General features: G+C 35.4%; 15 protein-coding genes. 5 read left to right on the top strand and 10 right to left on the bottom strand.

From position 1 onward, the window contains the following. Nucleotides 1–1,446: 1,446 nt before the first annotated feature. Both F6K23_RS25250 and F6K23_RS25245 read left to right on the top strand, forming a co-directional pair. Nucleotides 1,447–2,406, top strand: a complete 960-nt coding sequence (locus F6K23_RS25250; RefSeq protein ID WP_293160933.1) for a glutathione S-transferase family protein — start codon at nucleotides 1,447–1,449, stop codon at nucleotides 2,404–2,406. Between the two features lie 288 nt (nucleotides 2,407–2,694). Continuing rightward, complete coding sequence (locus F6K23_RS25245; protein WP_293160931.1) at nucleotides 2,695–2,883, top strand: element excision factor XisI family protein; 189 nt, start codon at nucleotides 2,695–2,697, stop codon at nucleotides 2,881–2,883. A gap of 328 nt (nucleotides 2,884–3,211) precedes the next feature. Here F6K23_RS25245 and F6K23_RS42115 read toward each other — a convergent pair whose 3' ends face one another. From F6K23_RS42115 to F6K23_RS25220, 6 genes are all read right to left on the bottom strand, one after another. After that, on the bottom strand, nucleotides 3,212–3,325 hold the full coding sequence (locus tag F6K23_RS42115; RefSeq protein ID WP_367267813.1) for a PEP-CTERM sorting domain-containing protein: 114 nt from the start codon (nucleotides 3,323–3,325) through the stop codon (nucleotides 3,212–3,214). Nucleotides 3,326–3,483: 158 nt separating this feature from the next. Beyond that, nucleotides 3,484–3,993, bottom strand: a complete 510-nt coding sequence (locus F6K23_RS25240) for a hypothetical protein (protein ID WP_293160929.1) — start codon at nucleotides 3,991–3,993, stop codon at nucleotides 3,484–3,486. 253 nt (nucleotides 3,994–4,246) lie between these two features. Then, the gene (locus F6K23_RS25235) at nucleotides 4,247–5,023 is read right to left on the bottom strand and encodes a hypothetical protein (RefSeq protein ID WP_293160927.1); all 777 of its coding nucleotides are present in this window, start codon (nucleotides 5,021–5,023) and stop codon (nucleotides 4,247–4,249) included. A 419-nt stretch (nucleotides 5,024–5,442) separates the two neighbouring features. Beyond that, the gene (locus tag F6K23_RS25230; protein ID WP_293160925.1) at nucleotides 5,443–5,565 is read right to left on the bottom strand and encodes a hypothetical protein; all 123 of its coding nucleotides are present in this window, start codon (nucleotides 5,563–5,565) and stop codon (nucleotides 5,443–5,445) included. A gap of 19 nt (nucleotides 5,566–5,584) precedes the next feature. Further along, on the bottom strand, nucleotides 5,585–6,451 hold the full coding sequence (locus tag F6K23_RS25225) for an amino acid ABC transporter substrate-binding protein (RefSeq protein WP_293160923.1): 867 nt from the start codon (nucleotides 6,449–6,451) through the stop codon (nucleotides 5,585–5,587). A 17-nt stretch (nucleotides 6,452–6,468) separates the two neighbouring features. Further along, the gene (locus F6K23_RS25220) at nucleotides 6,469–8,235 is read right to left on the bottom strand and encodes an iron uptake porin (RefSeq protein WP_293160921.1); all 1,767 of its coding nucleotides are present in this window, start codon (nucleotides 8,233–8,235) and stop codon (nucleotides 6,469–6,471) included. 1,117 nt (nucleotides 8,236–9,352) lie between these two features. Here F6K23_RS25220 and F6K23_RS25215 point away from each other — a divergent pair. Continuing rightward, entirely contained in the window at nucleotides 9,353–9,544 is a 192-nt protein-coding gene (locus tag F6K23_RS25215) for a DDE transposase family protein (RefSeq protein WP_293160919.1), read from the top strand. A 22-nt stretch (nucleotides 9,545–9,566) separates the two neighbouring features. Here the strand turns inward: F6K23_RS25215 and ctpC are convergent, their stop codons facing one another. Beyond that, nucleotides 9,567–10,859 carry a carboxyl-terminal processing protease CtpC gene (gene ctpC, locus F6K23_RS25210; protein WP_293160917.1) on the bottom strand — a complete coding sequence of 431 codons (1,293 nt, stop codon included), beginning with the start codon at nucleotides 10,857–10,859 and terminating at the stop codon, nucleotides 9,567–9,569. 1,076 nt (nucleotides 10,860–11,935) lie between these two features. Beyond that, complete coding sequence (gene ispG, locus F6K23_RS25205; RefSeq protein ID WP_293160915.1) at nucleotides 11,936–13,156, bottom strand: (E)-4-hydroxy-3-methylbut-2-enyl-diphosphate synthase; 1,221 nt, start codon at nucleotides 13,154–13,156, stop codon at nucleotides 11,936–11,938. A 144-nt stretch (nucleotides 13,157–13,300) separates the two neighbouring features. On the opposite strand from ispG, the gene F6K23_RS25200 reads away from it, so the two are divergent. Then, the gene (locus F6K23_RS25200) at nucleotides 13,301–13,450 is read left to right on the top strand and encodes a hypothetical protein (protein ID WP_293160913.1); all 150 of its coding nucleotides are present in this window, start codon (nucleotides 13,301–13,303) and stop codon (nucleotides 13,448–13,450) included. A gap of 528 nt (nucleotides 13,451–13,978) precedes the next feature. Next, nucleotides 13,979–14,245, top strand: coding sequence for a hypothetical protein (locus F6K23_RS25195; RefSeq protein WP_293160911.1), 267 nt, complete (start codon nucleotides 13,979–13,981; stop codon nucleotides 14,243–14,245). 1,588 nt (nucleotides 14,246–15,833) lie between these two features. Here F6K23_RS25195 and F6K23_RS25190 read toward each other — a convergent pair. Together F6K23_RS25190 and F6K23_RS25185 are read right to left on the bottom strand one after the other, a co-directional pair. Beyond that, nucleotides 15,834–17,297, bottom strand: a complete 1,464-nt coding sequence (locus F6K23_RS25190; RefSeq protein ID WP_293160909.1) for a DUF2252 domain-containing protein — start codon at nucleotides 17,295–17,297, stop codon at nucleotides 15,834–15,836. An 817-nt stretch (nucleotides 17,298–18,114) separates the two neighbouring features. Next, complete coding sequence (locus F6K23_RS25185; RefSeq protein ID WP_367267809.1) at nucleotides 18,115–19,044, bottom strand: alpha/beta fold hydrolase; 930 nt, start codon at nucleotides 19,042–19,044, stop codon at nucleotides 18,115–18,117. Nucleotides 19,045–20,356 lie beyond the last annotated feature (1,312 nt).

The following is a 20,356-nucleotide window of genomic DNA, read 5'->3' as shown; positions in this document are numbered from 1 at the left end:
CTTTAAGATATATAATTTAGTTTTTTTTAGGAGTTATATCAAATCCGAGGGAATTGAACATAAAAAAATTATCCAATGGTCATAATTACCCTCATCAAAGTGATTCTCTTTCCTCCTAATTCCTGATCTAGAAGGAGAATTATATATAGAACAAAAAAATCAAGATGCTATGATGATTTTGAAAAAAAATTTGGAGTTATTAAAGGCTAGAACAGAACCTAGAAAAACTCTTAGTTAATTGTTATAACAGGGAACAGGGAACAGGCAACAGTGGGAAAAATATTTCCCTGTTTAAGGTTTATTCTCAGTCTATTTCCTAACTAACCCATTCTTTAAGATATATAATTTAGTTTTTTTAGGAGTTATATCAAATCCGGGGGAATTGAACATAAAAAAATATCCAATTGTCATAATTACCCTCATCAAAGTGATTCTCTCTCCTCCTAATTCCTGATCTAGAAGGAGAATTATATATAGAACAAAAAAATCAAGATGCTATGGTGATTTTGAAAAAAAAATTGGAGTTATTAAAGACTATAAAAAAAGCTCATAAAACTCTTAGTTAATTGTTATAGCAGCCAACAGTCAACAGGCAACAGGGAATAGGCAAAGTGGGAAAAATATTTCCCTGTTTAAGGTTTATTGTCAGTCTATATCCTAACTAACCCATTCTTTAAAATATATAATTTAGTTTTTTTAGGAGTTATATCAAATCCGGGGAAATTGAACATAAAAAAAATATCCAATTGTCATAATTACCCTCATCAAAGCGATTCTTTATCCTCCTGATTCCTGATCTAGAAGGAGAAATATATATATATAGAACAAAAAAATCAAGATGCTATGATGATTTTGAAAAAAAATTTGGAGTTATTAAAGGCTATAAAAAAGCTCAGAAAAGTCTTAGTTAATTGTTATAAGCTAGTTTTTTTAGGAGTTATATCAAATCGGTATGATTGAACATAAAAAAAATCTCCAATTTTCATAACTACCCTCATCAAAGTGATTCTCTCTCCTCCTGATTCCTGATCTAGAAGGAGAAATATATATATATATAACAAAAAAATCAAGATGCTATGATGATTTTGAAAAAAAATTTGGAGTTATTAAAGGCTAGAAAATAACCTAGGAAAACTCTAGTTATAGGCAATAGGCAATAGGCAATAGGCAATAGGCAATAGGCAATAGGTAATAGTGGGAAAAATATTTCCCTGTCTCAGGTTTATCTATCAGTCTATATCCTAACCAAGCCATTCTTTAAGCTATATAATTTAGTTTTTTTAGGAGTTATATCAAATCGGTATGATTGAACATAAAAAAAATCTCCAAAGCAGACGTAATTATTAATTATTAATTATTAATTATTAATTGTTGAATCCCCTACTCCCCACCCCCAGATAGTATGATAAGTATTCAACAGGTATTTTATTTTTTGAGGAGGTAATCATGGGATTAGGTATTTTAATTAATGGTAAATGGATATCTAAACGAGAACAAGAAGATTCTCAAGGTAGATTTATTCGCCCTAATAGCACATTTCGGAATGAAATTACAGCAGATAATTCTAGTGGGTTTAGGGCAGAAACAGGACGTTATCATCTATACATTTCTTGGGCTTGTCCTTGGGCACATCGAACTGCTATTATGCGCAAGTTAAAAGGATTAGAAGATGCTATTGGGTTGTCAGTTGTAGCAGCAGTAATTGACCAAAATAGTTGGGAATTTTCTGACTCTGAACCAGGATGTATTCCTGATAGTATTAATAATACTAATTATCTTTGGCAGGTTTATCTTCAAGCTGATGCTAATTATAGTGGGAGAGTTACGGTTCCTGTACTTTGGGATAAAGAAAAAAATACTATTGTTAATAATGAATCCCGTGAAATTATTCGGATGTTTGATACTCAGTTTAATGGTATTGCTAAAAATGACCTAAATTTGTGTCCTGAAGATTTAAAAGATACCATTGAAAAAACTCTTGATACTATTTATCAACCAATTAATAATGGTGTTTATCGGGCGGGTTTTGCTGGTTCTCAATTAGCTTATGAAGAAGGAGTAAAAGATTTATTCGCAGCTTTAGATTATTGGGAGAATATATTATCAAAACAACGTTATTTATGTGGCGATCGCCTAACTGAAGCTGATATTTGTATGTTTACTACTTTGCTTCGTTTCGATTTGGTTTATTATGTTCATTTCAAGTGTAATTTACGTCATATTTGGGATTATCCAAATCTCTGGAATTATCTGAAAGATATTTATCAATATCCAGGGATAAAAGGAACTTGTAATTTTGACCATATTAAACGGCATTATTACATGAGTCATCCTAATGTTAATCCTACTAAAATTGTACCGGTTGGTCCGGAGATTGATTTAGATTCTCCTCATAACCGGGCATAGCAAGAAGGAAGAGGGTGGGGAGTGTGGGGAGTGTGGGAGCTGTGGGTAATGGCGTGACAACGCCTAAAATGTTGCTATAGTAGGGGTGAGTTCCACGTTAAATTAATGGCGTTACAAATTATCAGATGAACCCGCCTCTACCCCAATCATCTGACGCACTTCCTTTTAAGGAAATATAATTTTTAAGCCCCTATTTTTACTATTTTCAAAAAAAATATATGCTAGAATTTATTTTTAGCAACTTTATAATTTTGCATCAAACAAAGGACTCTTGATATAATCACTAATATGCCTGCTAAATATATTTTTCATAATTTTGATATTAAGGAAGAGAAAATATGGCTACAATATAATGGTACAGAAATTTATTTTGCCGAGGAATTAGTCAAAGCAGGGGTGTCTCATCAGGATATTGTTATTGGTTTTCACTCTCCGTTTATGCGTCAGTTTACAGAATATGCTTTAAATAATGAATAATTAATAATTAATAATTAATAATTAATAATTAATAATTAATAATTACCTCTCCTTGAAAAGAAGAGGATTGACAAATTCATGAAAATTTTTCTTCACAGGAGTCGATTGGATATGGCTCCTTTGACCTCGCCATCCCATCCTACGGAATGCTGCGCAAACGACCGCTTATTATCCCCTATCCAAGGGGAGGCGCATACCCACAATTTTTCGGTAAGTTAATAATTTTATCTCAAATCCTCTTGAACCAGAAGAATATTTATCCTACTCTCAGTAGGAGCAAATGGCTGTTTGCCCCTACAACTAAATTATTGATACCAGGGGTTTGATATTATTTGCCTTTTCTCAAGCTATAAGCAACAGCACCAAATATTAATAAACTTATTACAGAAGTTGGTTCGGGAACTGAGGTACTAGGTTCAGGTTCAGAACCTTCTACTGCCAGTGGAGAAAAATTATCAAATGCAAGCCCAACACCTCTTGCACTTCCGGTATGGACTAGGCGAACAGCATAAATATCTTTTTGTGGGCGGTCAAAAGACCAAAACTAGGGCGAAGCTTCTAAGGCAAAAGTAGTACCAGCAGGACTGACAATAGAATCAATTACAGATAAATCAGATCCCAGTGCTTGAACTTCTCATTGTTCAAATATTGTATTGCTGAATTACCATCAATATCCCAAATTTCAGCCGATGCAGCTCTTGTTGGAGAAGTATAAGAAATTAGAAGAGATATATCATTAGGTAGTGAGCTAAGTCCCCGTAGGAAAAAACTACCTAACCTGTTTTCAAAACCAGGAGCAGCCACATCATATCCTCCTCCTTTTGTTGATATAAAACCTATTCCAGAATCTGAATTGCCAACCGCCTCCAATATGGGGAAAAGTTCGACATCAGGTAAACCATCTAGGTTACGGTCAATGCCAAAAGTTACGCCCAAGGATGAAAACTGATCTGTAATTGGCATATTATCTACAGCTACACTGCCATCAGGAAGTTTACCATCCACAGGTTCAAAATTAATTAGAGATGCTGCATTAACTGAATGATTGGGCAATACACACACAGAGGTAGCTACCACAATACCCATCAATATCTGTTTGATTGTAGTCATAACTATTAGGTCAAAAATACAAAGTTGACATAGAGGGGTTTTCTTTTTTCCCTCCATTAATCTCTTTGTCTAAGGTTTTGACTTCTATGCAACCAATAGAAAAAATTTTCGTTAACTTCTGCCTTTGCTGCGGAATACTGCGCAAACAGCATAGCTGTCTTCTTCAATTTACCCTCTGTAGGGGCGATTTCCTACGGAATGCTCCGCAAACGCGAATCGCCTTTACTAAATTATCGATCCTAGAAATTTGATATTATTTGCCTTTTCTCAAACGATAAGCAACAGCACCAAATATTAATAAACCTATTGCAGAAGTTGGTTCGGGAACTGAGGTATTAGCTTCAGGTTCAGAACCTTCTACTGCCAGTGGAGAAAAATTATCAAATGCAAGTCCAACACCACCTGCACTTCCCGTATAAACTAGGCGAATAGCATGAATATCTTTTTGTTGGCGGTCAAAAGACCAAAGCCAAGGAGAAGATTCTAAGGCAAAAGTACCAATAGGACTGATAATAGAATCAATCACAGATAAATCAAATCCCAGTGCTTGAACTTCCCATTGTTCAAATGTTCCTCCTGAACGACCATCAATATCCCAAATTTCAGCCGATGCAGCATTTGTTGGGGAAGTATAAGAAATTAGAAGAGATTCACCATTAGTTAGCGAACCAACTCCCCGTAGGAAAAAACTACCTAACCTGTTTTCAAAACCAGGAGCAGCTATATCATTTCCTCCTCCTTTTGTTGATACAAAACCTACTACAGGATCTGAATTACCAACCGCCTCCAACCTGGGGAAAAGTCCGGCATCCGGTAAACCATCAAGGTTACGGTCGATGCCAAAAGTTACACTCAAAGATGAAAACTGATCTGTAATTGGCATATTATCTACAGCGACACTGCCATCAGGAAATTTACCATCCACAGGTTCAAAATTAATCAGAGACGCTGCATTAACTGAATGATTGGGCAATACACATACAGAGGTAGCTACCACAATACCCGTGAATATTTGTTTGATTTTGGTCATAATGATTTGGTCAAAAATACAAAGCTAACTATAGAGGAGCTTTATTTTTTTCCCTCTATATTTTATGTTTGTCTAAGGTTTTGACTTCTATGCAACCAAATATAAAAAATTCCTGTAGCGCAGTGACACATATTCAATAGTGCCCTGGGGCGAATTGCTAAATAACTTTCACCACTTATTGACATACTCCCGACGTTGCCCTTATGGGACAACGCGGGATTCTTCAGTCTGGGAAACCCTGACCGCTGTTTAGACAGAGGTGATGTCCTCCCCCTGTGTTGGACCTTACAATAACAAAATGTACCTAGCTTGTCAAGGGCATATGAACGTTTAGCTTATGAAGGTATCCGAATCTTGGCCCTGGCTTGACCATACGACGCTAAAGGTGCGGGAGAGCGCGGGACTTCCCGCCAGGGAAGTTAAATTTTAGCCGTAAATACGCACCCTACCGAATCTTGTGAATTCCCCACCTCCCACACCCCCCACACTCCCCACACCTCCCACACTTCCCACCCCTCCCACACTCCCCACACCCCCCACACTCCCTACACTCCCTACTCCCTACTCCTGAGCACAAGCATCATAAAGCATTTGACTATTTTCACTTAAGCCATCCAACAACCATTTTCTTTGAATTCTTTGAGCTTTTTTGTCGTTAGCAAGAAAGTCATTAACATAGCTTTGCCAACTAGAATTTTCTTCCCCTCCAGGCAGGATGAACCCATAACCCGCACAAAATGGACGGCCATTTTCCTGATTGATAGTAATAAAAGTATAATCTTTTTCCAGGTCCAGGTTCATACCCCACGCTATACCTAACAAAAGAGTTCCATCACTGGCAAAACCATTAACTTCACCATCCACTAAAGCTTTAATACCTTGTTCTCTAGTTAAAAATTTATCCTCAATTTGTTCTTCAGGATAAGCACTCTTTAAATCACTTTCATTGCTAGTATTCCTAACTACACCAACTATGGCATTACCTGCATTCACATCTTCTTCTATCCTGCCTCTTTGAGCTAAAACTTGTGTTGCTGTGATAAAAAAAGGTGCAGAAAAATTAATACCATGTATTTCTTCACGTTCGGTACTAATAGTATTAGGGCCACACTCTAAATCTACCATACCACTTTTTACCATATCCCAACGACTTTGGACAGTTGATGTCACAAATCTTACCCTGATTGGCTCAAGTTGATTAGCACTGAGACGTTCACGTAATGCATAGGCAATATCTATACAATATCCTTCCCGTTCTCCCTTATCATTCCTGGAACCAAACCAATAGGAATCTTCCCTAACTCCTACTACTATCTGCTCTTTTCTAATAATTTTTTCTTGTGTTTGTGCTTGACTTATTTTTTGAGTAAAAATAGTCCCTAGAAATGCTAGGGATGAAGCAATAATAATTTTCAGTTTCTTGTTCATAATTGTTAGTTTTAAAATTAAAATCTCCAAACACTTCGAGTCACAAATACCAAAATTGGGTCATTTTTATCATTATGTTCTGGTTGTGTTTCTACGAAAAAACCAGACGTTATATCTATATTATTGGAAACTCGATAACTGTAGAAAATTTGAAATTGTATCGAAGTATCTGGGTCATCTTCACCGTTGTCAATATCTGTCACTTTTGGTTGCTGACCAACTGAAAGACCTAACATTCCATTTTCAAACACCAAGTCATCTATGGCTACCGTTACTGCCCAATGCCAAATATCTGCTTCATCCCCTTCGCGATCGCCTGCTTCTGCTTCAGCATTACTGTATCCAACCCAACCAGAAATAGTAAACGGTGCCCAACGATAGCTAGTTTGAAATCCAAAATGGTCTGCTGAAGTTGCCACTCTACCAAAAGGTCGTTGAGCATTTTGGCTACCTGTAAAACCTGCTACATTAACTAAATCCGCCGTATAATATGCTCTTACATAAGCAAAAGAAAAATCAAAATCTAGAGTAGGTGAGACTGTTAACTGAGCATAAGCACTATTTGTACCATTAAAAAGTCCACCACCCTCATTCGGATCGTTGACTCTACCTGTTCCACCACCAGGACCACCTCCGAGGTAAGCCAAATCTAACCTGAAGTTGTCATTAATTTGATAACTATAACCTAAACCTGCACCCCCTACTTGGATGTATATGGTAGGGTTATAAGCTGGATACAAGGCCAGGCTTCCTATACTACCACTGATTAGTTTCGGATTAAGAGCAGGAGCCATCAAATCGAAGTCAAGTCCAGCAGCTCCAAAATAAAGACTCATTTCGTTATTGAGGGGAAAAATATAGTATACTTCTGTTAGTCTAGCTATGTCGTTAGGTGGAGAGCCTGCGTTCAAGAAGGTCATAGCGGTACCTGTATTTACTCCAGGGAGGTCTCCAGCGCTTATCCTTGTTCTGAGGAAGTCTCTGCCTGTAAAACTGGTATCGAAGTTAAATGTCAAGGCATGACCAAACCCCATTTGGCTATCATCGGCACTCACGGTAGCACCATCTTCTCCATCATTACCAAAGGCATCATAAAGAGCCATAGCCACTTGCCCTTTGAGTAAGGTTGTGGTAGAGAACTGATTAGCTTCGAGAATATCTGTCCGTGTTTCTAGAGCATTCAGGCGGGATTTAGTATCAGCAATTTCGACGGCAAAATCTGCTTGTAATCGTTGACTTTTAGCTAAGTCTTCTTGACTAATATAACCTTCACCGAATTCTTCAATTAGACTTTGAATAACTTCTAAACATTCATTGAGATTAGCAGCAAATTCATAACGACTGATGGCTCTATTTCCACTAAATGTACCATTTGGTGAGGCCAATAGACAACCGTAGCGTTCTGCTAATCCTTGTAAGGCACTATAGGCCCAATCTGTGGGTAGAACATCACTAAGTTGATTGACAGAGTTAACTCGTTCTAGGGGGGGTGGTACTTCGGGAGGCCGATCGAGTTGATTGTATTGTTCTATTTGTCCTAAAGTATTATCATTTTTGTCCGTAACGATTTTTGTTTTTTTTTGGTCTAACTCTTCAAATGGTTTCGATGTCTGTGGAGGTTGCTTGAGTGGGTTGTATTCCTCTATTTTGTCTAAAATCTGAGCAGTTTGGTCAAGACCTTCACTTGATTGTGGTTTCTGGGCTTTACTACTTGGAGTAATAGATAAGACAAATCCTATGCCTAAAATGAATGGGAATACTACACCATAAAACTTACGTCCCATATTTTCAGTTTGATAATTTTACTGGAAGTACAAAAAACATTATTATCTTAATATGGTTTTTGACTTTATATATTAATTAGGTGGTAGTTGATAGGTGGTAGGTAGTAGGTTTTATGGCGTTGGTAATTTGAGGTATGATATCATGTCCGGATAAGAGCGCGATAGAACTCCATGACCTTTACGCGACCAAAAAACTTTATCCTTCTACTCGGGGTTTTTTCTTCTTTCTTTCCTCCTGACTCGGTCTTCCCCCTCCTGGGAGAGGCGCGCGGGTGGGTTGACTTCTAAGCAATTAAGATTAATATCATACACGCGCTTTACCAACGCTTGTTTGATAGGAAATTGAATTCTGACTCCTAGCAACCTCATACTTGATAACAATATTTTTTTTGAAAGTGTTTCGGTCTGGAATGGGGAGCTGTAAGCCGCTCGGCGTTTAGCAATCAGCTTTGCGCTATCGGAGATACAGGACCCCTCCTATAGCACTACGCGCAAGTCACAAGTCAAAAGTCACAGTAATCCCTGACTAACTTTGAGCTACTTGGTGCGCTACCAGTTGCGACTAGTCTCTTCCATAGGAGCTAAAGCTAACGTCGTCGCTGGGTTCATCCGCATTTATAAATGTCCGCACCCTATTTGCGTAGTGCTATAGAACCCATTTGAGATCTATATAATTATGGTAGCCAAGTCTTTTCGCGCATCAATGATATCATGTCCGTTGGTATCGTTTGTGTAAAAGTTGGCGTGGATATTTGCAGGAAATTTAAGTTTTTTTCTTGCCTGTTGCCAGATGAGCTGTTGCCTGTTGCCTATTTACTATACAAGACCGATGCTACCGGACATGATATGAGTGAGGAAAAATCTGAAAAGGAGTGTTGAATTTTTTGTATTATTTCTCCCCACATCTTCCCTCCTGTCTCCTGTCTCCTGTCTCCTAGCTAGAAAAATTTAATATTTATGAAGATACGCTTAGGGGTTCTATAAAATTAAACGACAAGCTAGAAGTCGGGGATTTAAACCCAAGCTTTTAGCGCGCTGAAAGCTGAGTGCTGTTTGCAGAGCATTCCGGTACGGAAAATGCTGATAGCTAGTTAACAATTACCAATTTCCAATTACTATGAATGACTCATCACAAAAATACTATATTATCAAGAAACTAGAGAAAACCTGTGAAATTTTGCCTAGTACACAAGTCGAACAAAAAAAAGACCCCGACTTTATAGAAACATGGGGTCCATTTAATACTTTTGAAGAAGCGATCGCCCGTCGTGTAGGATTGATTCGAGCGGGAAAATGTCAGCCAGAATAATTAATATAATTAATTTATCAATCTACTTTGTTGTTGACTGAGCTTTATTATTTTGGAGTTTTGCAATCTCTTGATTCAAGATTTCCAATGCTTTTGCATATTGAGGATCGTCAAGAGTACCTATTTTGTCACGACTTTTCCGCAAAGCCTCTTTTTGTTCATCTGTGAGAGAAATTTCTATATCTGGTTTAATTCCCTCATGGTTAATATCACGACCGCTCGGGGTAAAATATTTAGCGATCGTCACTGCTAAACCTGCACCTTTACCCACACCACGGACAGACTGCACCAACCCTTTACCAAATGTCTTAGTACCTACTAATGTCGCCCGTTGATTATCTTGTAGAGCGCCAGAAAGAATCTCACTTGCACTTGCCGAACCCCCATCCACCATAATCACCAATGGCTTATCTGTCAAAGACCTATTAGTAGCTTTCTGGCGATCGGTAATACCACTACGGTTTACAGTAGAAACAATATCTCCACGTTCGAGCCACATCCGAGCAATTTCTACGCTAGCATAAAGTAAGCCACCAGGGTTAGAACGTAAATCTAAAATATAACCCGATACATTCTGAGTCTCTAACTCATCTATCGCCTCTTGCATTTCACCAGCAGCATTAGCACTAAACTGATTTAATCGGATATAACCAACTTTGCCCAGAGAACTTTCTTTTTGAGAATACTTTACAGGATGAATTTCAATTTTGGCTCTGGTAATAGGAAACTCTATTTCCCGACCTTCTCGTTTAATGGTTAGAGTTACTTGAGAACCGATAGGACCGCGGATCAAACTTACTGCCTGATTTATATCCATTCCCTCAGTACTTTGACCATCTATTTTGCTAATAATATCTTTAGCTTGAACTCCTGCTTTAAAAGCCGGAGTATCTTCTATTGGTGAAATTACTACCAATTTTTTGGTATCCTGGTCTTGGGTTAGTTGAATACCTACACCTGTGAGTTCTCCAGAAGTGTCTATTTGCATATTTTTAAACTCTTCTGGGTCCATGAAGCGAGTATAAGGGTCTCCTAGCTTTTCTAGCATTTCCCTAATTGCATCATAAGCTTCTTCATCAGTTGTATAAGTTTTATCGAGATATTCAGTGCGAGTAGCTTTCCAGTCTACTTGATTGAAAGTACCATCAACATAAGTTTTATCAATAATTTGCCAAACTTGGTCGATTAATTCTTTAGGGTCATTATTATTTAATGATGCTTGAGAGGAAAGATGAATACCAGCACCTATGACAGTAACGCCTGTTAACATCAATGCTGTTGCACCAAGAATTAGCCCACGTTTTGCTATAACCATTTGTTTGTTGAATTAATTTAAACAATAATTACTACATCACTACTACTATGCCTAATTTAGCATAAGTAATATAATGCTTGTAGTTAGGTTTTTGATATCTAAAAATCAAGAATGGAAAAGGGAATCAGGTAAATGTTCATCAATAAATTTAGGATATTTAAAGCGAATACTTTATTTTTTTCTTATGGTGTATGTCTAGAAAAAAATATTCTTATCTAACTTTAGGAGCTTGGTCAAACTTCAGCACTAATACCTTATTAACAGATATCAAATTATGAAAATTTATAGCAGTCGAAGCAAAGGTCTAAGATATATCAAAAGCTTAAAATTCAGACAACACCAGATTTTTCCTTCTTCCTTCTTCCTTCTTCCTTCTTCCTTCTTCCTTCTTCCTTCTTCCTTCTACTATAACTGTTGATTTTCCTAGTATTAGTAAAGGTGTGCATCGATAACTCTTTTTTTTACTCTCCTTAATATAAATTTAAATTTAGTGTTAACCATTTTTTAGGGGTATATAAAATTATGATTTATTTGTACAGTTCTTGAATATTATTTTTAGCAGAGATAGTTAAAAATAATATTAGGCTTACTCTCGTCTATTAATTACAGCAGTTTTCTAGTTGATAAGGTAAAAAGTTTTATGCTTTTAGGGAACAGCGGTGCGACCCCACGTCGGCGACAGACGTATTTGGTAGCACACTCGGTATGAGGGAACATAGGAATGAATAAAAATTATAGATTAGTCTTAAACTTTACCTCACGCTTTCTAAAATTTTCTGTACCAGCTTTTCTAGTTAAGAAAAATAGTAAATTTATTTCCAATATTCCAACTAAAACATTGATATTTTATCTGTATCCAAATTAACTAATTTAGATTCTTATTAGATTCCTCATAGCTAACAAAAAGAAAAGCTCCATCTATCAATTGTTAATTTAAAAAGCGTTTCAGTCCGGAATGCTCCACTTTTTCCTAAGGAAATGCTGTTTGCGGAGCATTCCGGTACGGAAAATGCTGATCACTAGTTAACCAAGGAGTGTAATTAAGAATACACTCCCAATTAAATGTTAATTATAAACTAGGGTTCAACCCAACGCCCATCAGCTTTAATTAAATTAATTAATTCTTCAACACCTTGATACTCAGGAACTTTTTTAATTTCTTCCCGTCCACGGTATAAAGAAATATACCCTGGTTGTTTACCTACATAACCATAATCTGCATCTGCCATTTCTCCAGGACCATTGACAATACAACCCATAACAGCAATGTCCAATCCTGTTAAATGTTTTGTCGCCTCTCGCACTTGATGCAGAACATTTTCCAGATTAAATAGAGTTCGGCCACAGGAGGGACAGGCAACATACTCTACCATTGTTTTCCGCAGACCCAAAGCTTGAAGAATACTGTAGCAAACTGGTATCTCTTTTTCGGGTGCTTCAGTTAAAGATACGCGAATTGTATCCCCTATTCCGTCTGCTAAAAGTGTACCTATACCAGCAGTAGATTTAATCCGACCATATTCTCCGTCACCTGCTTCAGTTACACCCAAATGTAGAGGATAGGCCATGTCTAGTTCGTCCATCCGTTTTACCATTAATCGGTAAGCGGCAAGCATTACTGGTACCCGCGATGCCTTTAGAGAAATTACCAAATTGTAGTAGTCTAAGGATTCACAAATTTTGAGAAATTCCAGGGCAGATTCTACCATGCCTTCTGGGGTATCTCCATAAGTAAATAACATCCTTTCTGCTAAGGAGCCATGATTAACTCCAATTCGCATGGCTTTATTTTGGTCTCGTAAAGAAATTACTAAAGGTTCGAGGGTTTGGCGGATTTTTTTGCCTATTTCCTCAAATTCTGCTTTGGTATATTCATTTCTACCAGATTGAGGTTTCTCGAATACATATAATCCAGGATTAATTCTGACTTTATCAACGTGTTTGGCAACTTCTAGAGCAATTTTCATACCATTATGGTGGACGTCCGCTACCAGTGGTATGGGTTTGTAGGTCTCTATTAATTTCTGTTTAATCTCTGCTAAGGATTTTGCATGAGCCATACTGGGAACGGTAACGCGGACTATTTCGCACCCAATTTCATGTAAACGACGAATGGCAGCTACGGAACCGTCAATGTCAAGGGTGTCTTCATTGATCATTGACTGGACTACGACTGGATGGCCACCACCGATAGTTACATCACCTACTTTGACGGGGCGAGTTTTTCGTCTATGGATAGTTGTGTCAAAGGCGGGTTGATTTGCAGAAGTTTTGATTGGGTTTGGCAAGGTTTGCATAATTTACTTTTATACTTCTGTAGAGAAAATTTGAGTAATATTTTTTGTCCTATATTTTAGATTGCCATATAATTTGTCAATCTTATTAGTCAAGAGTCGAAAATTAAAAGTCATCTGGAGATTTTAAAAAAGTAAGTGGCAAATATGAAAAATGTTAGTTTAGTTCTTTTATTTGAAGCCCTATTTATTCCTTTAGTAATTATATTTATAGGTTCTATTGCTAAGAATTTAGCAAGAGGGAAAGGTTGGGAAAGACAAGATTTCTTTTGGGGAATAGAACTTACCAATGGATAATTGATAATTGATAATTGATAATTAATCACCAAAAGTTTAAAGCCTCTCCTTTTAAGGATAAAAAAAATCAGATTTCCTTATATTCGATTCCGTTTCGTAACAGTTTTAAGCAGAGGTAATTATCCATTATCAATTAATGAATTTATTTTCTCATTTATGGAGGTTTAACACTATTGTTTGACACTAATATTAATGCTGATGACGCTCAACAACAAGACTATTTATTACATAAAAATCAAGGTATAAAGCCTCTCCATTCATGGAAACAAAAGAAAAAAACTTTTAGCAAATCCTCTTAGTTGACAAGAAAATTTAATTATTAATTATTAATTATTAATTATTAATTGTTAATTATTAATTGTCTAAGATATCTTTTGGACTTTTTATTTACGTTTTAAGTTTGCATCAAGAATTGCAAGACGCTACACCGAGAGAACAATCTTTTTGGTTGATTTTCTTTTCTAATATAATAGGTATAGGATTAATGAGTTTATTTGTGTTTGGAATTAAGAGGTAACAATTTTAGTTATGAAAGAAGAAGCTAACAACAGTTATCAAAAAAATGAAGCAGCATCTAGTACAGAAACATCTAGTACAGAAAATGAAAATACTTCTACAACAATAGCTAGTACAGCAATGGTTACAGCATCTCTAATTGGAGCGGGAATAGGAGTAATAGCTGCATCAAGTCCAATATTAGGAGCCGCTGCAATAAGTGCTGGAGCAGCTTCCGCACTAAAAATTATTCAAAGAAGGAGAAAAGAAAGAAAAGCAACGCAAGAATTAGAGGAATAATGATAGTGATATTAAGTATTATACCAATTTGATAAATGTTTGGTGCAAATAGCTAGGCTATTTCTTAGGAGTCAGGAGTCAGGAGTCAGGAGTCCTATGGGAATAGTTTCAATAACAGTTTTTAGGTCGTAAATTCTCTTTTTTGTCAAAGGAAAACTTCCTGAACTTGTCTTTTAACCGCACTTATTATTAGACATCTCCAGAAAAGAGGGAGTAGGGAGTAGGGAGTAGGGAGTAGGGGGAAATAATTGATAATTTCTGTGCGATAATTGATTTAATTTTTTATTATTGGAGATGTCTATTCGTAACATTCTTTTTTCAAATTGGAATTATAGAACATTTATAAGCAAAATATTAAGACTCAAATATCGTAATGAATTTATATTCATGGCTAATATTCAATAATTAATACAGGACGTAAGCATTCAGCGGTCAGCTATCAGCTATCAGCTATGAGTTATTAACTTATTATCTGGGAAGAAGGAATTAGTAGTCAAGGAGAATTAAAAGTTATGTTAGCTCCGCATTCCGCACGAAATGAAATATTTCTGTCCGCTAACCTTAGTATTTGCTTGATTCTTTAAAAAGCTGATAGCTGTTTGCTAATAGCTGAATGCTTACTACAGGACTTGCCTAATAATGAATAATTAAGAGTTGATAGTTAATAATTATTTATTCAACAATTCAGGTTTAAAGCCTTCCCTTTTAAAGGGATAAAATAAAAAAAATTATTTTAGTCAATCCTCTTCTTTTAAGAAGAGGTAATTATTAATTGTTAATTATTAATTGTTAATTGTTAATTGCTGAACGATGAGGCAGGAAAAACTAGGATTTGAGTGTGAGATTGTTTCCCTGTGGGTTGGAATGACAAAAATGTGTTGTAATTCGTAAGTCCTATAATAATTACTTCTCTTTAAAAGAGAAGAGTCAATTAAAGTTATTTTTTTCTCTTTTTTATTCTGAGAAGGAGAGACTTTCAAATTTAATTATTTTGTAAAATTTATGACTTTTTGATAACTATAGTGTTTTTATTTAAAATGTAAATCTAGATTGATTTTTTTTTCTGATAAAAAAAGTGTGCCGTTCGAGTAACTTATATTCTTATCTTTGCTACTATTTAGGGTTTGCTGATTAAATATTAAATAATTACCAGATAAAGGTTTTAGCCTTTTTAGGTATTGAAAAAGTACATGGTTTTCAGCTCTTCATGCTCATGCATGGAGCGCATTTTTAGCGCATAGTTGGGCAAAAAAATTCTCCCCTACTCCACTACTCCTTAAAAAAGACTTTTTCAGCAAACCCTATTTAATGCTGTTTTCCCTCCTTTAATATTCTCTATTCCCTATTTCGTAGCACTTGATCTCCACATTCCAGAGCAAAAAACTAGATCGGGAATTTAGTCAAAAACATCTAGAAAATAAACTCAAAAGTTGATACCAATTCCCATTCATTAATGCTTAATTTAGGTAATACTTCAGTTATTAAGTAATTAAAAATAGCAGAATAACTTTTTTGCTAATTAGCAGCTCAGTTAATGTTAATTATTCATATCTTTATTTCTCCCTTACTCCCCTACTCCCCTACTCCCCTACTCCCTATTCCCTTTATTCTCTATTTGTTCAATTACAAAATTATCATAATCAACTTTAACTTGCTGCGCATATTTAAAAGCTATTTCACGCACTAATTCTCTAAATTCTTGATGCTTACCATCAGTAATTTTTTTGACTTGTTTTTCAAAGGAATTAGAAACTAATTTTTTATCAAAATCTTTATCTGCTCTAGCATGGTCGGTAGCCAGAATTTTTCCCCATTGTTTAGCAACTTCTATCAAACTATTTTTATCTGTTAAATTTTTAATTTTGAGAGATTTTTTATAGGGAGATATTTCTCTAACAGAATAATCACCAGAAAAATCTCCATCAATAGGATTATTATCTACAAGTTTTATCCATCCTAAAAAATCATCAGCGTGCTTAATCAGTGCTTTATAAGCTAGAGCATGACGTTGAGCACTATTATTAAATATTTTCCGATAATTAATGCGGTCATATAAGCTGAACAATTCATAAGTAGGTGTCGGTTGAAACTGATGTTTAATATCTAGGATATGGTCATCATCTAAAGCATCAGTTTTCCCTTCTATCAATACATAATAACGTGGTGTTCCTAAGGAACCTAATCCGGCATTTAATCTTTGGGCAACATCTTTAACTTTAAAATATTCTGGGTCATAATTTAGGTTGCCGGAAAGGGTTTTACCATAATCTAGCATTCCTGATTCAATAGCGTTTTTAACATCAGTGGCAAGACTTAATTTTTCACTGGAAAAATCAAACATTCTTTGATTTTCTATAACTTTACTCCACTTATCTAACATTCCTTGTCGTGTTTTTTTAGCAGCTTTTTCTATGGTTTTTTTTAGCTCTCCTTTAGTATTAGTTTCTGTAAAATATATTTTAGTTTCTTCATCATTTCCTACATAAAAAGCTAAGGTATCTAGATAAGTTTCACTAAGGTTATCAACAACTTCTTCTTGTTCTGATTTAGATAGGGTAGAATCATTAGTCACTAAAATAATACTGACTGCTAAACGCCATAAATCATATTGATAATCAGCAATAATTGATTCGTCAAAATCATTCATATCGAAGATAATTTCTCCTTTATCGTTATTAAAAGCACCAAAATTATCAATATGACAATCTCCTAAAATCCAAGTTTTTGTATTAGCATTACCAAATTTTATGATTCTACTATCATTAGCAAAATCTTGCCAAAATAGATAATTTGTTGCTCTGTAGAATTTAAATTCTGACTCTTGCATTCGAGCATACTTTTCGTTTTTTAACTGTTGTTTTTCCACCGGATTTGCATTTTCTAAAATTAAATCCGTATTTAATTCAATTGATTGTAATACTTGTTGTTCGCGCCGACTATTATCAATCGGTTGAGCTAAAGTATTAGAAGATAGCAATAACCAATTTATAATAATTAGGATAGTTATTACTATTAGGCTATTCCTCATCGTATTACTTAATTGATTAATCATTATTAGAGTAATTTGAGTGACATTAATTATATAAGCAGGTTGGCGTTAAAAATTATTGTTATGACAAGACAAATAGGGTAACTGTTGAATTTGTAAAGTTACAAAGGGCACAAGGAAATAAATTTTTGACAAACTTTCTTTTCGTCAAATACTTAAGTTTTTTTGCAGCTTATTCTTCTTATTTAGTAATATTCGACGCAGTTATAAGTAAGCATTCCGAAGGAAATGCTTACTATTAATTTAAACACTGTTTTTAAAGATAAAGTCTTGTTGCTGAAAGCGCTTCCCTGCGGGATGCTACGCAAACAGCAATAAGACTCAGTTTTTGTAGTAAGCTCTAATTTGGCGTTAATTAATAAAACTGTTATCTAAAACCAGAAACAATAGCTGATGGCTGATGGCTTAATGCTCCTTTATTCTATCTATTTTTGAGTGTTTGACAAATCTGACAATAATTACTACTTCCTAACTATATTGGAAAACTAAAGCGTCATTTTTGCTTCTGCCCAAAACTAGCTAATTACCTGAAACTGCTTCCTATTTCCTCAAACATTTTAATTCTCTATTCACATCATTTAAGGGAAATTATAAATTAGTAATAATACTAATTCTTTGTCTATCTTCTCTTAAATTTTATCTTTTCCCTTATGGGTTTAATACCCACGCACATGATCAGCGGTGTCTACAAGCTTGTGGGAGTTTAAGGGAGCAGAGTGGCTTCTTTTAGTCTCTACCATCCACTTTTTTCTTCCTTCTTCTTCCTTCTTCCTTTTTCCTTCTTCCATGGCATAAAATCAATCTTATCTCTGCACTTATTTCAATTTAAATCATTATCATTACTCAAAAATTCTCGCATATATTGATTAACCAATTGAGGCTGTTCTTGTTGTACCGAATGACCACAATTAGGAATATAGCGAATCTGAAAATTTTCCACATATTCTTCTGTACCATAAGTTAATTCTTTTCCTAAAGCCGTATCCTCTTCACCCCAAAGCATTAAAGTAGGAATTCGCAATATTCCCCATTCTTGTTGATTGAAAAATCCAGAAAATATATTACGATAATAATTAATCATTGAAGTTAAAGCACCTCGTTTAGCCACAGCGTCCTTGTAAGCTTCTATATCAGCATCAGTAACAGCAGATTTATTTACCATACTTTGAAAAATAGAACCAATAGCTTGATAATCATCAAATTCAAGCATTAATTCTGGCAAAAAAGGTAACTGGAAAAAAAACATATACCAACTTCTCAAAAGTTGCTCTGGAGTACCTAATCCCTCCCTAAATTTTGCCGGATGAGGAATATTCATTACAATTAATTTTTCTACCATTTCAGGATTTGCATAAGCAAAAGACCAAGCTATTCCCCCTCCCCAATCATGTCCTACTAAAACACATTTTTCATAACCTAATTCTTTGATTACTCCTTCTATATCTTTAATAAATTCTGACATTACATAAGCAGATTTATCTTCTGGTTTATCACTTTCATTGTAGCCCCTTAAATCTAAGGCAACTACTTTATAATCTTGAGCAAATTCAGGGATTTGGTGTCGCCAAGAATACCAAAATTCAGGAAATCCATGTAACATTAACATTAAAGGACCTGAACCTTGAGTCACATAATGAATCTTAATACTATTTACTGTGATAAAATTGCTACACCAAGTATTTTCTTTGATTGACATTGATACCTCCGGAATAATTACAGTAAGTTTAAATAGTTGAACTTCACACTTCATTCTATCATTTTCTGATGATGCGATAAATTATATATCGATATAAATTCAACTATTCTACTACATATTCTAGTAGTAAAATATTCCACATAATCATTGTTATTACTGTGGCGATCGCTGCTCCGACGATACTAAAATTTGCTATTAAGATTATTATTTAAAATATATTTATCGCCACGCTAAATCAAAACATCAAAATCAATGTACTTTGATATCCAGTCATAATCATTAACTAATCTACAGAACTAATTCCTGTATTTACCGAAAAATTGGGTTTAAAGCCTCGCCCTTGTAGGGCGACTTTTTATTTTATTTGTAAGTGAATTGAATATATGCTATAGTGTTATTAGTTGCCGGGGGGCACTCGGAAACTCGTGCGCGGACGTGGAGGGAAGCGTTAGACTACCGCCAAGGAAGCAGCACCCTGTGTTAGCGGCAGCTATGCGAAGCCAAGCGTTAACCCGCCGAGGAGCTACGGCTCAGTAGTAATCCCTGTGTTTAGGCCGGGGAGGATGTCAATAACTACTCTAAAATCAGAACAATCATTTCCTCTTTTGCTTCTACAAACTCTGTACCAAAAATTTTAAAATTGGAGAGGCAAATACAACTATTAGAATAGTAAAAGTTAATGAAGCTCAGAATATCCAATGATAAACTGTAGCAATTAATTTTTTTTGTAGTGTTAACTAGCTCTGGGCTAAGAGCTTTTAGCTTTAGTTGAAATCTCCGGCATATAAATGCCAGATAGTTTAAGAGTGGTTTAAATCCTCTTTTAAATTGCATTTTTATCGGTTTCAGCTATTTATCACTCGCTGTTTACCACTCGCTGTTTACCGAATAATTAAGGTTTAAAGCCTCTCACTCGCCGTGGAGAAACAGCGGTCGATCTTCGGAGCTTCGGGTAGGGTGGGATGGCGAGGAAACCTGCGCCATATCCAATCGACCAAGAGAAGAAAAAATTTTCCTTTTATTCAATCCCCTTCCTTTTAGGGCTATACTTTGTAAGCATCTTTCTTAACATAAAACTTGACAAAATAAACAAATTATGTTTAAGCCTTCAAAAGGCTTTTTCCTGAGAAAAAATGTATTTAAAAGCACATTTATTTGGATAAGTTAAGTAGTTTTGCCAAGCTTTATTGACTATTTCTCCCTTCTCCCCTGCTCCCTTCTCCCCTACTATCCAGAAGGTTTTCAGGAGTTCCTTATCAGGGATAGCTTTTAGGGAGAGGTAATTATCAATTATCCATTATCAATTATCAATTATTGAAGGAGCATGACCTCAGGAAATGCTTTTTCATAATAGGTACATCAATAA

It is taken from the genome of Okeania sp. SIO2C9 (assembly GCF_010672455.1).
Lineage (GTDB): Bacteria > Cyanobacteriota > Cyanobacteriia > Cyanobacteriales > Microcoleaceae > Okeania.
This window is presented reverse-complemented; position numbering and strand designations above follow the sequence as displayed.